This window comes from Bacillus litorisediminis (assembly GCF_022808645.1).
Classification (GTDB): Bacteria; Bacillota; Bacilli; order Bacillales; family JC228; genus Bacillus_BF; species Bacillus_BF litorisediminis.
In genome coordinates, this window is sequence record NZ_JAKZKT010000066.1 from 1 (window position 1) to 15,713 (window position 15,713).

General features: G+C 39.6%; 15 protein-coding genes, 1 tRNA gene, 1 other RNA gene and 1 other annotated feature. Of the genes, 4 read left to right on the top strand and 13 right to left on the bottom strand.

From position 1 onward, the window contains the following. Positions 1-161: 161 nt before the first annotated feature. From MLE14_RS20520 to tadA, 7 genes are all read right to left on the bottom strand, one after another. Positions 162-431 carry a pro-sigmaK processing inhibitor BofA family protein gene (locus MLE14_RS20520; protein WP_243300274.1) on the bottom strand — a complete coding sequence of 90 codons (270 nt, stop codon included), beginning with the start codon at positions 429-431 and terminating at the stop codon, positions 162-164. A 72-nt stretch (positions 432-503) separates the two neighbouring features. Then, the gene (locus MLE14_RS20525) at positions 504-725 is read right to left on the bottom strand and encodes a YaaL family protein (RefSeq protein WP_243300275.1); all 222 of its coding nucleotides are present in this window, start codon (positions 723-725) and stop codon (positions 504-506) included. Positions 726-751: 26 nt separating this feature from the next. After that, positions 752-1,348 carry a recombination mediator RecR gene (gene recR / locus MLE14_RS20530; RefSeq protein WP_243300276.1) on the bottom strand — a complete coding sequence of 199 codons (597 nt, stop codon included), beginning with the start codon at positions 1,346-1,348 and terminating at the stop codon, positions 752-754. 18 nt (positions 1,349-1,366) lie between these two features. After that, positions 1,367-1,687 (bottom strand): YbaB/EbfC family nucleoid-associated protein, encoded by a 321-nt coding sequence (locus tag MLE14_RS20535; protein ID WP_243300277.1) that lies wholly within the window; start codon positions 1,685-1,687, stop codon positions 1,367-1,369. Positions 1,688-1,702: 15 nt separating this feature from the next. Next, positions 1,703-3,415, bottom strand: coding sequence for a DNA polymerase III subunit gamma/tau (gene dnaX, locus MLE14_RS20540; protein WP_243300278.1), 1,713 nt, complete (start codon positions 3,413-3,415; stop codon positions 1,703-1,705). A 131-nt stretch (positions 3,416-3,546) separates the two neighbouring features. Beyond that, positions 3,547-3,813: signal recognition particle sRNA large type (gene ffs / locus MLE14_RS20545), an RNA gene on the bottom strand. 79 nt (positions 3,814-3,892) lie between these two features. Next, positions 3,893-4,402, bottom strand: coding sequence for a tRNA adenosine(34) deaminase TadA (gene tadA / locus MLE14_RS20550; protein WP_243300279.1), 510 nt, complete (start codon positions 4,400-4,402; stop codon positions 3,893-3,895). A gap of 249 nt (positions 4,403-4,651) precedes the next feature. Here tadA and MLE14_RS20555 point away from each other — a divergent pair, with 249 nt between their 5' ends. The 3 genes from MLE14_RS20555 (at position 4,652) to MLE14_RS20565 (ending at position 7,447) form a co-directional block, all read left to right on the top strand. After that, positions 4,652-5,935: a glycoside hydrolase family 18 protein gene (locus MLE14_RS20555; protein ID WP_243300280.1), complete on the top strand. Its 1,284-nt coding sequence runs from the start codon at positions 4,652-4,654 to the stop codon at positions 5,933-5,935. Between the two features lie 200 nt (positions 5,936-6,135). Then, positions 6,136-6,795, top strand: a complete 660-nt coding sequence (locus MLE14_RS20560) for a deoxynucleoside kinase (RefSeq protein ID WP_243300281.1) — start codon at positions 6,136-6,138, stop codon at positions 6,793-6,795. Further along, positions 6,779-7,447, top strand: coding sequence for a deoxynucleoside kinase (locus MLE14_RS20565; RefSeq protein WP_243300282.1), 669 nt, complete (start codon positions 6,779-6,781; stop codon positions 7,445-7,447). Before MLE14_RS20560 ends, MLE14_RS20565 begins: the two co-directional genes overlap by 17 nt. A 144-nt stretch (positions 7,448-7,591) precedes the next feature. Here MLE14_RS20565 and MLE14_RS20570 read toward each other — a convergent pair. The 6 genes from MLE14_RS20570 to guaB form a co-directional block, all read right to left on the bottom strand. Continuing rightward, positions 7,592-7,684: transfer RNA gene (locus MLE14_RS20570), tRNA-Ser, on the bottom strand. A 269-nt stretch (positions 7,685-7,953) separates the two neighbouring features. After that, positions 7,954-9,231, bottom strand: a complete 1,278-nt coding sequence (gene serS / locus MLE14_RS20575; RefSeq protein ID WP_243300283.1) for a serine--tRNA ligase — start codon at positions 9,229-9,231, stop codon at positions 7,954-7,956. A 102-nt stretch (positions 9,232-9,333) separates the two neighbouring features. Beyond that, positions 9,334-9,555: a binding site (T-box leader), on the bottom strand. Positions 9,556-9,792: 237 nt separating this feature from the next. Further along, a complete protein-coding gene (pdxT, locus tag MLE14_RS20580) occupies positions 9,793-10,374 on the bottom strand; it encodes a pyridoxal 5'-phosphate synthase glutaminase subunit PdxT (protein WP_243300284.1) in 582 nt (193 codons plus the stop codon). Positions 10,375-10,390: 16 nt separating this feature from the next. Further along, on the bottom strand, positions 10,391-11,272 hold the full coding sequence (gene pdxS / locus MLE14_RS20585; RefSeq protein WP_243300285.1) for a pyridoxal 5'-phosphate synthase lyase subunit PdxS: 882 nt from the start codon (positions 11,270-11,272) through the stop codon (positions 10,391-10,393). 194 nt (positions 11,273-11,466) lie between these two features. Continuing rightward, entirely contained in the window at positions 11,467-12,783 is a 1,317-nt protein-coding gene (locus MLE14_RS20590; RefSeq protein WP_243300286.1) for a D-alanyl-D-alanine carboxypeptidase family protein, read from the bottom strand. A 146-nt stretch (positions 12,784-12,929) separates the two neighbouring features. Then, positions 12,930-14,393, bottom strand: a complete 1,464-nt coding sequence (gene guaB / locus MLE14_RS20595; RefSeq protein WP_243300287.1) for an IMP dehydrogenase — start codon at positions 14,391-14,393, stop codon at positions 12,930-12,932. 109 nt (positions 14,394-14,502) lie between these two features. On the opposite strand from guaB, the gene MLE14_RS20600 reads away from it, so the two are divergent. Then, the gene (locus MLE14_RS20600; RefSeq protein WP_243300288.1) at positions 14,503-15,483 is read left to right on the top strand and encodes a YaaC family protein; all 981 of its coding nucleotides are present in this window, start codon (positions 14,503-14,505) and stop codon (positions 15,481-15,483) included. Positions 15,484-15,713: the final 230 nt, after the last annotated feature.

The window sequence follows — 15,713 nt, forward strand, 5'->3', positions numbered from 1 at the left end:
TGAATGCTTCCCAATGTTGATTTTCATCAAAAAAGATTTGTTTAAGAATATTCCTCTCCATAAATTGAAAATACCACAGTCCAAACGACCGTGGTAGACCCAAAAATTTATACTTTCTTATCTTTTTAAAAAAACTGATCCAATCGGATCAGTTCTTATACCTATACAGGCAGCACCCAAATATCAATAGCAGCTAATGCGACTACACCAGGGACTCCTAAGAAGCCTGATAAAGCAGAAGTCACTAAATTAATTGGTACATGAATCCCAAATTGTCCGCCTATTGCGTTGAGAAAAAATAATAATAACGCACCTATTAATATCTTTATGATCCCATTTCCTATATATCTAAGAGGCTTTATAGAAACACCTGTAAAAAGCAATAATATAATGAGGATTACAACCCCAGCAATAATCCAAACTGAGTCCACTCTACCATCTCCCTCCAAAAGCTTGTACTAGAGAGTATGATAGTTCTGATCATTTTAGAACATCATTTTTAATTAACGGCTGGGAATTCGAACATTTCTATTTTTGGCCTCATTTAATAAAGAAAAATAAATAGCTTCTGCTGTTTTTACCTGTTCAATTAGTTCTGCACTAGGATCAAAGCTTTTATGAATCAATGTCTTTTGTTGTTCCCACGTTGTTTTAGCTTCATAAACTTCCGCTAAAAGTTTCCGGTCATACTCCTTTTTTAACCAACCTCTTCGGCGAAGCAGCATGGAAAATTTCTCCCCCACATTTATTTTTAAATTTCTCTTCTGCCTTCTAAAGCGCGAGAAAGAGTTACTTCATCTGCGTATTCTAAATCTCCACCAACCGGAAGACCGTGAGCGATACGGGTAACTCTGATACCTGTAGGTTTCAATAGCCGCGAAATATACATGGCAGTTGCTTCCCCTTCAATATTGGGGTTTGTGGCAAGAATTACTTCTTGAATGGTTTCATCCTGAAGTCTTCGTATTAGAGAAGCGACATTTATGTCATCTGGTCCAATCCCGTCCATTGGCGATATCGCGCCGTGGAGTACATGATACAGGCCATTATACTCCTTCATTTTTTCCATAGCTATTACATCTTTTGCATCTTGAACTACACAGACAACACTTTGATCGCGACGTTGGTCATTGCAAATGTAACACGGATCTTGGTCCGTGATATGCCCGCAAACGGAGCAATGAGTGAGTTTTCTTTTGGCATCAACTAGTGCCCGTGCAAACTCTAATACACTGTCTTCTTTCATATTTAAGACAAAAAATGCCAGACGAGCGGCCGTCTTAGGACCGATACCTGGCAATTTCATAAAACTATCAATCAGTTTAGAAATTGGTTCTGGATAATGCATGTAAGAATTCTCCTCAGATTAGAACATTCCCGGAAGATTTAAACCTTTCGTAAATTGTCCCATTGTTGAATTTGCCAATTCATCTGCTTTTTTCATAGCATCGTTCACTGCAGCTAAAACAAGATCTTGCAGCATTTCAATATCCTCAGGATCAACGACCTCTTCTTTAATTTTAACCTCTAGCACTTCTTTGTGTCCGGATACAACTACGGTTACCATTCCTCCGCCAGCTGTTCCTTCTAGTCTTTTTTCACCAAGCTCTTCTTGTGCTTCCTGCATTTTCTTTTGCATTTTTTGCATTTGTTTCATCATATTTTGCATATTACCCATTCCACGCATGATTTTGGCCCTCCATTAATCTTTTATTTCAATGATTTCTTCTCCAAATAATCGTTTCGCTTCTGCTACAAGAGGATCTTCTTGCGAATCTTCATCTACTTCGTGACCCTCTTCTTTTTGTTTTCTAATAAAACTTTCTCTTATTGATAGCCATTCTTCTTCTGGAACTCCAATAGGTTCATAATCATTTCCTGTTAGTTTTTTCAGAACAGACCGGATCGTTGAAGAAAAATCTGGATTATCCATCGCCATCTTGCAATGAATCTCATATTTAAATTTTAACACAAATGCATTTGATGAGGCAGCTACTGGTTCTGCATCATTAAGAAGCGCAGCTTGGGAACGCTTTTGCTGGTTCCCCAAATATTCTATTAACTCACCCCAACAGCTTTTTAACCTTTGAATATCTGTTTTCGTTGCATTTTTTAAAATATCGGTAATTCTGCCGGTTGGTATATGAACAGATGAACTTTTTGTCCGGGCTGACCGTTTGCTTTTAGATGGAGTAGAAGTTCCCTGCTCTTTTGAAATTTGAACCCCGTTTTCCTTCATCATATCCAGTTCATATTTTAATTGCGAGACTTGGTTCATTAGTTCTTCAGCCCAGGATGGCAAGGAATTGTTCTCACTGGTATAGACTGACTTTTTTAATTGGCAAAGTTTTATTAGAGCAACTTCTGTATACACTCTCGGATGATTCGTCCATTTCATATCCTGTTGGGTCTGATTTAAAATATGAATCATTTCATACACGTTTTCGAAGCTAATCTGTTCTGCCATTTGTCTAAATGAATCGGACACGACAATCGTTTTAAAAACGTCACTGATATCCGGGGCAGCTTGGTATAAGAGGAGATCTCTCAAAAAGAGAAGGTAATCCTCAATGAACCGAACCGGATCTTTTCCATTTTCCAACAGTTTTTCAACAAGTTCTAAAACAGCTGAGGTATTTTGTTCGATTACTTCTTTTGTAATACTTTCAAAAAGTTCCTGAGAAACTGAGCCTGTTACGGATAAAGCGTCCTCAATTCTTAGACGATTGTCACTATAGGATATGGCCTGATCAAGAAGACTAAGTGCATCCCTTAAGCCGCCTTCTGCTGCTCTGGCAATAATCGGCAAGGCTAGCGGATCATAATCCATGCCTGTTTCATGAAGGACAAACTTCATCCGGCCTACAATATCTTCGATTGTAATTCGCTTAAAATCAAATCTTTGGCATCGGGAAATCACTGTGGCAGGAATTTTATGTGATTCTGTTGTGGCTAAAATAAAAATAACATGCTCAGGTGGTTCTTCAAGGGTTTTTAAAAGTGCATTAAATGCTCCTACAGATAGCATATGTACCTCATCGATGATATAAACCTTATAGGACACCGAACTTGGCGCATATTTGACTTTATCCCGTATATCTCGAATTTCTTCTACTCCGTTATTAGAAGCTGCGTCGATTTCAATTACATCTTGTATTGAACCATCCATAATGCCAAGACAAGCTGGGCATTGATTACATGGCTCTTTGCTTGGTCCGTTTTCACAGTTAACTGCCTTTGCCAGTATTTTAGCTGCACTTGTTTTCCCGGTTCCTCTTGGACCAGAAAACAGATAGGCATGTGAAATTTTATTTTGCAGAAGGGCGTTTTGTAATGTTCTCGTCACATGCTCTTGTCCCACTACATCCTGGAAAGTTTGCGGTCTAAAGACTCGGTATAATGCCTGGTAACTCACAGTTTCGCCCCCTTATCTACACACTCTGTTTTATTATACATGAAACCCCTTGCGGATTCATCAACATATCAAGAGTTTTTGTATATACAAAAAAACACCCTTTAAAGGGTGTTTATCTATGTAAGTAAATGCCGTGCACCTTTCCGTCGATTGCTACTCATAGGCGTTACCCAAGCAGTTAGCTCGGTTCAGGCAACCCTACGGCACATGAGAGATTCCACTTAATGCTGCTTCCTTCCGGACCTGACATGGTTCATGGATTCTCATTGCGTAGGACCCAAACGTCAACACCACTTACTTGAGGCAGTCCCTACAAGTAAACAACCTCGGGAAAGGAATTCGGTCCCGCTAGAGCGGATTGCGGATACAGGGCACCGCTACCTCCCCACTTAGCACGGCAAAATTGCTACCAAAAGTAGTAAGGCGTCTTTGAAGACGCATTATCAGTATACAAAGATTTACGTAAAATTGCAATGCTTATGCGTTGTCAATTCCACCCAATTCAGCATGATTACGCAGTTTCTCTTCCTTCTTTTGCCGACGCAGCTCCTGAAAGAAGTCGGTCAATAAAGACCCGCATTCATTAGCTAGAACCCCGTCAATAACCTCACACTGATGGTTGAAACGTTGATCCTGAAGCAGATTCATAAAAGTGCCGGCACAGCCTGCTTTTGGGTCTCTTGCTCCGTAAACAACTTTTTTTACCCGTGACATAATCAATGCCCCAGCACACATAGGGCAGGGCTCTAAAGTGACATACAGTTCGCAATCCTCAAGTCTCCATGTCCCCAACCTTTTACATGCCTGATCTATTACTATTATTTCGGCGTGGGCTAAAGAATTTTGATTGGTTTCCCGATGATTATGGCCTCTTGCAATCACCTGATCATCTAAAACCAGAACAGCTCCAATTGGAACCTCGCCGATTTCCCTTGCCTTTTTCGCCTCTTCAATCGCCATTTCCATAAATAAATGTTCTCTATTCATAACAGACGTCCTTATTATTTTATTAAAATATCTGATTTTATCATAACCATATTGGAAATTTAAAAACAGCTTATCTTTATAGAATCTCTCTTAAACGCAGTTCATATCATAGTGATGGTGGAGTCTTTTTTATATTTTAGCTTTAAAGCTAATAATCTTTAACGATGTTTTTGATTACGATACTACATCATTATTTATAACGAAAGTAAAAAGCCAATCAACGCTAGTTAAAATGAGGAGGAGTTCTTATTGCAAATTCATGTGGTTCAGCAAAACCAGTCTTTATATGGAATTGCTCAAGCATATAATACGACGAGTGAAGATATTATTGAGGCAAACGAGCTTCCTAATCCAGACCGGTTAGTCGTAGGACAAACGCTTGTCATTCCAATTGTCGGAAGGTTTTATTGGGTTCAGGCAGGTGACACCCTTTTCTCAATTGGCCGAAGATTTAATGTTCCTTATCAGCAAATTGCTGCCATTAACCGCCTTTCTGTTAACCAGCCCTTGCAAATTGGAATGAGACTTTATTTACCAGATCCGCCAAAAACCAACGCAGAATTTAATGCTTATATCGAGCCTCGCGGAGGAAGTGTTTCTCCTGTTCTTGAAAGAAGTGCAAGAGAAGCAGCACCTTATTTAACCTACTTAACTCCCTTTAGTTTTGAAGCCCTTAGAGATGGAAGCTTAAAGGAACCGCCTCTTAATAATTTTATCCAAATTTCTAACCAAAATCGTGTTGTTGCCGTAATGGTAATTACCAATAAAGAACAGGATCAATTCAGCGATGAACTCGGACGTATTCTTTTAAACGATATGGACGTTCAAAACCGATTTCTCAATAATATTGTAACAACAGCGAGGAGATACGGTTTCAGGGATATTCATTTTGATTTTGAATTTTTACGTCCTGCTGACCGAGAAGCATATAATAACTTTCTCCGTAAGGCCAGAGATCGTTTTAAACAGGAGGGCTGGTTTATCTCAACTGCCCTGGCCCCAAAGACGAGTGCTACACAGGTGGGTTTATGGTATGAGGCTCACGATTATAGAGCGCATGGGGAAATTGTCGACTTTGTTGTCATTATGACCTATGAATGGGGCTATAGCGGCGGTCCGCCAATGCCCGTTTCACCTATTGGGCCAGTTCGGGATGTGCTCGAATACGCCATTACAGAAATGCCTTCACAGAAAATTTTAATGGGACAAAATTTATATGGGTATGATTGGACTCTCCCTTACCAACCAGGAACCGTTGCAGAGGCAGTAAGCCCTCAGGAAGCAATTGAAAGAGCTGTACAACATAATGTTGCAATTCAATACGATTATGAAGATCAGGCTCCTTTTATTGAATATAGGGATACAGAGGGAAAAAACCATATTATTTGGTTTGAAGATGCCCGTTCGATACAGGCCAAGTTTAACTTAATTAAAGAACTTAATTTAAGGGGTATGAGTTACTGGAAACTAGGGCTTGAATTTCCGCAAAACTGGCTCCTTATTGTACAAAACTTTAATGTGATAAAAAAATAGGAATTTAAAAACCGAAATCATTCGCAGAACTGCTATAAGAAGTTCTGCTTTTTTGTTTTCATAATTTTACCTGCGCAAATAAAAATATATCGATTTCATCCATTTCCTGTTATGGTAAAATATATCCTATGTTCTTTAAAAATCAGTGATTAAATTGATAATCTTTTTTATGATTTTTTCTAAAAAGGAGGGAATCTCAAGTGGTTCATTCCGCCACGCCCTTTATAACCGTAGAAGGCCCTATTGGTGTTGGGAAAACCTCACTCGCGAAAGCCATTTCGGAACATTTTTCGTACCAGTTATTAAAAGAAATAGTCGACGAAAACCCATTTCTCGGAAAATTTTATGAAAATATTGAAGAGTGGAGCTTTCAGACTGAGATGTTCTTTTTATGTAATCGCTACAAACAATTAGAGGATATTAAAACACGGTATTTAAATCATCGAATCCCGGTTGTAGCTGATTATCATATTTTTAAAAATATGATCTTTGCGATGCGAACATTAAAACCCGACCAATTTCAAAAGTATGAAAAAATATATCAGATTTTAACGAGTGACATGCCTAGCCCAAATATTGTGGTTTATCTCCAAGCAAGTTTAGATACATTGCTCCGCCGGATTAAGGTGAGAGGCAGAGATATAGAAAAAAATATCAGCCCGCTCTATTTAGAACAGCTATCCCACGATTATGAACAATTTATGGATCAGTTTCAGAAGCATCATCCGGAAATTCCCGTGATTCGGATTAACGGCGATGAGTTAGATTTTGTTCAAAATGAAGAGGATTTAAACTTAATTTTATCCAAACTACAAATGATACTAGATGAAGGAGTAATTAAACATGAACCTGCGAGATAAATACGGAATCCCCAGAAATGGTGTTATTACGATTGCGGGAACGGTAGGCGTAGGCAAATCGACCTTAACGAAAGCCTTAGCCGATGCACTCGGATATAAAACTTCCTTTGAAAAGGTTGACTCCAATCCGTATCTAGATAAATTTTACGCGGACTTTGAAAGATGGAGTTTTCATTTACAAATCTACTTTTTAGCAGAACGGTTTAAAGAACAAAAAAGAATATTTGAATATGGCGGCGGATTCGTCCAAGATCGTTCGATTTACGAGGATACTGGAATTTTCGCCCGCATGCATTATGAAAAAGGCACCATGAACGAGGTTGATTATCAAACGTATAAAAGCTTATTTGATGCGATGGTCATGACTCCTTATTTTCCTCATCCTGATGTTCTTTTATATTTGGAAGGGTCTTTCGAAGATGTGGTGGAACGAATTCGTGAACGCGGCCGTCCGATGGAGCAGCAAACACCAATTGAATATTGGGAAGAAATGTATAAACGCTATGAAGATTGGATTAATAGCTTCAACGCATGTCCTGTTCTTCGCATTAACATTAATGATTATGATTTAATTAATAATGCGGAATCCATCGAACCGATTGTTGAAAGAATTAGTCATTTTATGAAACAAGCCGATCTCTTAAAGATGTAAATCCTTAAGCACCGAGCAGCCAGTAAACTAAACATGCTCTGGTGCTTTTTTGCACAAAAAAATAGACTGCAACCAAAAGGCTACAGTCTGTTTCGGACAATCTATTCTCCAATTACATTCGCGTGTTTATGATAGTCGAATTAATGGCGGAGGAAGAGGGATTCGAACCCCCGCGCGGTTTGACCCGCCTCTCGGTTTTCAAGACCGACCCCTTCAGCCAGACTTGGGTATTCCTCCATTTGTTCGACAAAATGTATAATAGCACACCCTGAATTTCAGTGTCAACTAAATAGAAGAAGTGGGAAAATTAAAACTAATCCTTATAAGAAAAGCGCAAGCGCCTTGCTCAGCCCCGACAAGCTTAAGAAATCCCCCTCAGGATTGGCCAAGGGGGATGGATACAGATGCGAGGGACTAGACTGCTTGCGCTAGACCGTGTTATCCAACCTTCTCAACAAGATAATAGAAGGCTTTGGACTATTTTGATAGCCCAAAGCCTTTCTCTCTTACTTGCTTAAGACTTCTTTGTTTCTCATATATGGACGAAGAACTTCTGGGATTACGACAGATCCATCTGGCTGTTGGTAATTTTCTAAAATCGCAGCAACAGTTCGTCCAATTGCTAACCCAGATCCATTTAATGTGTGAACATGTTCAGGTTTACTCTTTGGATCCCGTCGGAAGCGAATATTAGCCCGTCTGGCTTGGAAAGCCTCAAAATTACTGCAAGAAGAAATTTCACGATACGTATTATAGCTTGGAATCCACACTTCAATATCGTATTTTTTTGCAGCAGTAAAACCCAAATCAGCCGTACACATACTCATCACCCGGTATGGTAAACCAAGTAATTGCAAAACCTTTTCTGCATGCCCTGTTAATTTTTCTAATTCATCATATGAATCCTCAGGCTTTACAAATTTAACGAGCTCGACTTTATTAAATTGATGCTGTCTGATTAATCCCCTTGTATCCCTTCCGGCAGACCCAGCTTCAGACCTGAAACAAGCACTAAATGCAGCATAATTGATAGGTAGGTCTTCAGCGCTTAAAATTTCGTCGCGATGCAAGTTCGTAACAGGTACCTCAGCCGTCGGAATCAGGAAATAATCCTCGCTTTCAATGAGGAAAGCATCCTCTTCAAACTTTGGCAGCTGACCAGTACCTGTCATACTGGTCCGGTTAACCATATAAGGAGGGATCACTTCTTGGTATCCGTGCTCTTCCACATGTAAATCTAACATGAAGTTCATTAAAGCCCGCTCGAGTCGAGCGCCTAGCCCTTTATAAAAAACAAAACGGCTTCCAGTTACCTTTGCAGCTCTTTCAAAATCTAAAAGATCCAAATCAGCTGCTATATCCCAATGTGGTTTCGCTTCAAAATCAAATGTGCGAGGCTCTCCCCACTTTCGAACTTCGACATTATCATCCTCCGTATCACCAATAGGCGTGCTTTCATGAGGAATATTTGGTATTGATAACAGTAAAGTTTCTAATGTTTCCTCAACCGTCCTCAATTCTTCATCCAGCACTTTAATGCGATCGCCAACTTCCCTCATTTCGGTAATGAGCTGATCAGCATTTTGCTTTTCCTTCTTGAGCTGGGCAATTTGCCCGGAAACCTCGTTGCGTTTGCTTTTTAGTTGCTCGGTTTCCACAATAAGTTCTCGCCTTCTTGCATCCAGCTCTTCAAACTTCCCTAAATCGGTTAAGTCTTCCCCGCGCTTTTGAAGTTTCTGCTTTACTTCTTCAAAATTGTTCCGTAAAAATTTAATATCCAGCATATTTTATTCCTCCTATAATATCGGATGATTGGAATTAGTAACCTACTATTAATGGCCAGCCGAAATCAAAATTGCTGCCAAACAAAAAACTCTCATCCCTGAAGAAGGGACGAGAGTTGGTTCCCGCGTTGCCACCCTAGTTGAAAGCAAGAAGCTTTCCACCTTAATACGAATAACGGCTCGATACCGGAAAAACTTACTACGACTAAATCGATTCGGTTTTTCACTCAAGGACGGATTCACATTACTTGCACACCGGTTCGCACCACCCACCAGCTCTCTTCAGAGCAAAACAATGCTACTAATTCCTCTCAACGCATTTTTCTTATTTGTTAATATTAGTAAATGTACTACAATTATAAACAGCTTTCAACTATTTATACAGGTTTTTTTACTTTATATATATAAATTGTCAGTACCAGGATGAATCAGCGTAGTCGCTAATTTTAGGAATAAAGTACGACGGGCAAAAGACATGAGTCAAGCAAGACCACAGAACGTGGCGTTGCGAGCGTGATAAGTGCAACTACGCCTAAATCTCGCCTTACGGCTCGCTATAGCTTAGTTTTTCTTATACTCTTCAACCATACCAACGAAATATTTTGTTAATCTCGGGTCATCAGTTAATTCAGGGTGAAAGGAACATCCTAAATACTGGCCTTCACGAGCTACAACAATCCGATCATTATATTTGGCCAGAATCTCCACATTTTCTCCAGCATCCACAATATGAGGGGCTCTGATAAAGACAGCTGGGAAATGATCCGCAACGTCTATAATCGTAACCTCTGCTTCAAAGCTTTCCTTTTGCCGTCCAAAAGAATTTCGTTCCACTGTTACATCCATCAGACCAAGATGAGGCTGGTCATATCCAACAATTTTCTTAGCTAGCAAGATCAAGCCAGCACATGTGCCGAACATCGGTTTCCGCGACGCTGCAAATTGCCGAAGAGGTTCCATAAGCTCGAATTCATCGATTAATCTCCTCATGGTAGTACTTTCCCCTCCAGGAATAATTAATCCATCCAGCTCAGCAAGCTGCTCGGCTTTTTTAACTGGAACCGCCCGTTCCCCGCAGGATTCAATCGCCCGGATATGTTCCTCGATTGCCCCTTGCAGTGCTAATACACCAATAGTAAGCATAGTGAAATCTCTCTCCTTATCGGCTGCGGTCCTGCATTCTCTCTTCAGGTGCGAGAGTAGAAATTTCAATTCCTTTCATCGCTGTCCCAATGCCTTTTGATATTTTTGCAATTAATTCAAAATCCTGATAGTGAGTGGTAGCTTCTACAATCGCCTTAGCGAATTTTGCAGGGTTATCCGATTTAAATATACCAGAACCGACAAAGACACCATCTGCTCCAAGCTGCATCATAAGAGCAGCATCCGCTGGAGTTGCGACACCGCCAGCAGCAAAGTTTACAACAGGTAATCGTCCGCGTTTTTTGATTTCAAGTAACACTTCATATGGAGCCCCGAGATTTTTAGCTTCGGTCATGAGTTCATCTTCACTCATGCCAACCACTTTACGAACTTGGGCATTTACTTTACGGATATGACGGACAGCCTCTACAATGTTTCCGGTTCCAGGCTCACCCTTTGTCCGCAACATAGAGGCACCTTCACCAATACGACGGGCTGCCTCGCCTAAATCACGGCATCCGCAAACAAAAGGGACTGTAAAATCTCTTTTATTGATATGATACTCTTCATCAGCAGGAGTAAGCACTTCACTTTCGTCAATATAGTCTACACCCATTGCTTCCAGTACACGTGCCTCTACAATGTGACCAATCCGTGCTTTTGCCATAACGGGGATTGATACGGCATTCATGACTTCCTCAACAATCCGGGGGTCAGCCATTCGAGCTACTCCGCCAGCTGCCCGAATATCTGATGGAACCCGTTCTAACGCCATAACGGCAACGGCTCCCGCTTCCTCTGCTATTTTCGCCTGTTCTGCATTAACGACGTCCATAATGACGCCACCCTTTTGCATTTCAGCCATCCCTCTTTTAACTCGATCTGTTCCTGTTCTCATCTATTATAGCCCCCTTAACTTTTAGAAAATAATGATTTCATAAGAACATATTACACTATAATGCAACTGCTTGTCTTTTTTATAAGTAAAATAAGCAAATATAAAATGATGGAAAAAAGTTATGCGTAACCAATCGATATTTTTGCATACTTAATGTAAAAAAACTCCTCCGGATATGGAGGAGTTCCTCATTATTAAGAAAACCAGCCTGAAATCGTGTCAACAATAGATCCAAATAATCCGCTAAAGAAATCACCGATTCCTCTTATCATTAAGACAAACCAATTGGCTTTTTCAACTTCAGCTGTTGTAACTACTGGAACTTGGATGGACTGTTTACCTTCATTCGTTATAAATCCAGTCGACCCCTCACCTGTATATTCAAGCGTTACATAGCCAACAACCTCACCCTTTTTAACAGGTGCAGTTAGTGATTTCTTTTCAAGTACCAGCTTGGGCTTATAGAGCTCTTCCTCACCGTTGCGAATCATGGCAGAAATTGAAGTTTCAGCTGCAATTTTTACTGAATCTTCTTTACCTTTCTCTACCTTAATAGACTCTTTTCCTTTTTCTTGATAGCCTTCTTTTAGAAGTTCAACTGTATTAAAGTTTGAAAATCCATAGTTTAAAAGGGTTTCAGTCTCAGAAAAACGGGCTTCTCTTTCTTCTGTTTTCATAATAACTGAAATAAATCTGCGTCCATCACGTTCTGCTGTTCCTGTAATACAATATCCGGCAAAATCTGTAGAACCCGTTTTTAATCCATCCATACCTTCATATTCATAGATTAAACCAGGAAGCATCCAGTTAAAATTTGTATATTCTCTGCCATCTCTGAATGACAATCTAGGAATACTCGCTGTTTCTAAAACCTCTGGATAATCATTGATTAAGCGATAGGCTAACCGGGCCGTATCTCTAGCCGACATAATGTTTTCAGCATTAGCGTCTGTACCTTGCGGGTGTTTACCGAGCAAACTAGAATTATTTAAACCAGTTGAATTAACAAATTTATAGTTTTCTAAGCCTAACTCAGCGGCTTTTTCATTCATCAATTTAACAAAATTGGTTTCACTGCCGCTGATCAGCTGAGCTAACGCAACAGTTGCAGCATTAGCAGAATGGATTGCCATTGCTTGGTATAACTCTTCTACAGTATAGGCTTCACCTTGTGTTAACCCGATATTTGAAAGTCCTGGTGCAGCTGATAGCTCATGGATATATGGGTCAATAATAACTTCCTGTTCCCAGCTAATCTTTCCGTCATGGATGGCCTCTAACACTATGTATTCTGTAAGCATCTTTGACATACTAGCAACACCGAGAGCCGTATCTGCATTTTTTTCATATAATATTTTTCCCGTTTCACCATCAATTAAAATAGCTGCTTCCGCGGTTAATCCCAATGGATCCGTTGCAGCCTGAGCTGTATGTTGAACACCAAATATAGACGTAAAGAGCGTCATCCATACGAGTGCAAAAATCATGGTGATTTTACTCGCTCTTTTCATATTACTCCCCTCCAAAGCTTCCTACTAATTTCCTCGTTAAGTTTACCATATTTACTAGCAAAAAAATAGACAGAGTCCTAAGACCCTGTCCCTTGTAAATACTAGCGAGAAAGGAAAAGATTGTGAAAAATAGGTCTTTAGCCTGATCAAGAAGAATAATTAGGGGCTTCTTTTGTAATTTGTACATTATGCGGGTGACTTTCTCTTAATCCAGCCCCAGTTATTTTGACAAACTTTGTTTTCTCTCGCAGTTCTTCTAAATTTTTCGTTCCGCAATAACCCATTCCGGAACGAATTCCTCCGATTAATTGGAAAATCGTGTCACTTAATGGACCTTTATAAGGAACTCGCCCTTCAATTCCTTCCGGAACAAATTTTTTCTGATCTTCTTGGAAATATCGATCCTTAGAACCTTTTTCCATAGCACCTACAGAACCCATTCCACGGTACACTTTAAAGCGGCGTCCCTGAAAAATTTCAGTTTCGCCAGGACTCTCAGAAAGACCCGCCAGCAAGCTTCCTAACATTACAGCATGACCCCCTGCTGCAAGTGCCTTTACTATATCTCCGGAATATTTAATTCCGCCGTCTGCAATAATTGTCTTTCCATGTTTCTTTGCCTCTAAAGCACTGTCGTAAACAGCTGTAATCTGAGGGACACCGACACCGGCTACAACCCTGGTTGTACAAATCGAACCCGGTCCGATTCCAACTTTTACAACATCAGCTCCCGCTTCTATTAATGCTTTTGTTCCCTCAGCGGTTGCCACATTACCTGCAATAATATTTAAATTAGGATACAAACTTCTAATTTCTTTTACAGTATTTAAAACTCCTTGGGAGTGACCATGAGCCGTGTCAATAACAATGGCATCTACCTTAGCCTGAACCAGCATTTCAACACGTTTCAAGGTATCTTTGGTTACTCCAACTGCTGCTGCAACTAACAGACGGCCTTGCTCATCTTTTGCTGCATTCGGAAATTCTATCACCTTTTCAATATCCTTAATGGTGATTAATCCTTTAAGAACTCCTTGCTCATCAACAAGTGGAAGTTTCTCAATTTTGTATTTTTGCAAGATACTTTCTGCTTCTTCCACCGTCGTCCCTACAGGAGCTGTAACAAGTTCCTCTTTTGTCATAACATCACTAATTTTTAAGGAGTAATCCGAAATAAAACGCAAATCCCGATTCGTTAAAATCCCGACAAGCTTTTGTTCCTCTGTATTGTTAACAATTGGAACACCAGAAATCCGATATTTCCCCATCAAATGCTCGGCATCATAGACTTGGTGCTCAGGTGTTAAGAAGAATGGATCTGTTATAACGCCATTTTCAGAGCGTTTTACCCGGTCTACCTGTTCTGCCTGTTGCTCAATTGACATATTTTTATGAATAACCCCCAGGCCTCCCTGTCGTGCCATCGCAATGGCCATTTCGGCTTCGGTAACAGTATCCATCCCCGCGCTAATTATAGGAATATTAAGTTTCAGCGTATCGGTCAATTGAACTTTTAAGTCAACATCCTTTGGTAAAACTTCCGAATGCCCAGGAATTAACAACACATCATCAAACGTAAGACCTTCTTTTGCAAACTTATCTTCCCACATTTTTATAGCCTCCCGGAAAAAAATATTATTTGTAGGTTATCAATTGGTCAAAATAGTGTCAAGAAGGTAATAATATGTTCAATAATTCAAAAAATTTGGAGGACACATTGTGATTTCCAATTCTATATGGTCACAAATGGACATTTTTATGTCTGCTTCATTCGTTCAAAAAAAGTTAAAAACACATTATTTAAAACATAATTATGATTCCCAAAAAAGCTATGAGAATACTTACCGCTTCATGTATTTCTTAGAACAGGGCAAAGCCTATTACATGTTAGCAGAGCAAAGCCCTCTATCAATTAAACCTACCTTAATCTTTTATGGATACATCCATTTAATAAAAGCCTGCATTCTTTTGGCAGACCCAAATTATCCAGAAACTACTAGTGTCTTAGCTCATGGTGTTACTGCCAGAAAAAGAAAAAAACAAAACTACTCTTTTTTAAAAGATGAAATTAAAATTCAAAAAAACGGCCTATTTCCCCATATGAGTATGAAAATGTTTCACATGAAACACTTAGAAGGAGAAAAGTGGTCGATGCATGATTTGTTAAAAGAAATTCCAGAACTGGAACCCTATATATCAGAACTTATTGAAGAACAGCCTCTTATAAAACTTAATAACACAGAAAACACAGTTATTGTCCCTGAGCAATTATTAGATCACTATCACCTTTCAATTCATGCGTTGACACAGCATATTTCGGGTTTTTTTAAGGGAACAACTATCAAAACCACTCCAGCCAAAAACCATTATCAGCTTTCTTTTTCTAAACCAGTTTTTACAAATGCCAATGAAAGATTACCCTTCCGTATTCATATTGGGGAAAAGCAATATTGGATTCGTACAGAAAAAACAACTCTGCAAACCTATCCGGAGCTGCTGGTGCATTACTTAATCCTATATAATCTCAGTATGATTGCCAGATATGAAACCGATTGGTGGTGTGATTTAATCAAAACGATGCCAAACGAAGAGTATCCTTTAATTTCTTCTTTTTTGCGTATAACTGCTTTGAAAGGACCTTATTTGATTTATTATTTTATCCGGGATTTACTGAAAGAAGAGGAGCAGAGGTTGATTTGATTATTTGTCAAACAGCCTGCCCTTTATTCTTTTTACAATCGAGTAGGAGGCGCGTCACCGCGCCGACCTCTCACACCACCGTACGTACCGTTCGGTATACGGCGGTTCAATAGCTTAAGTATCGACGCTCATATAAGTGGTTTAAATCTTTTAACCCCCATTTTTTGAGCGTTTTGTTTTTAATTGCTTTCTGAAGCGTTTCACTAGCTGATATTCTCCAATATCCCTTT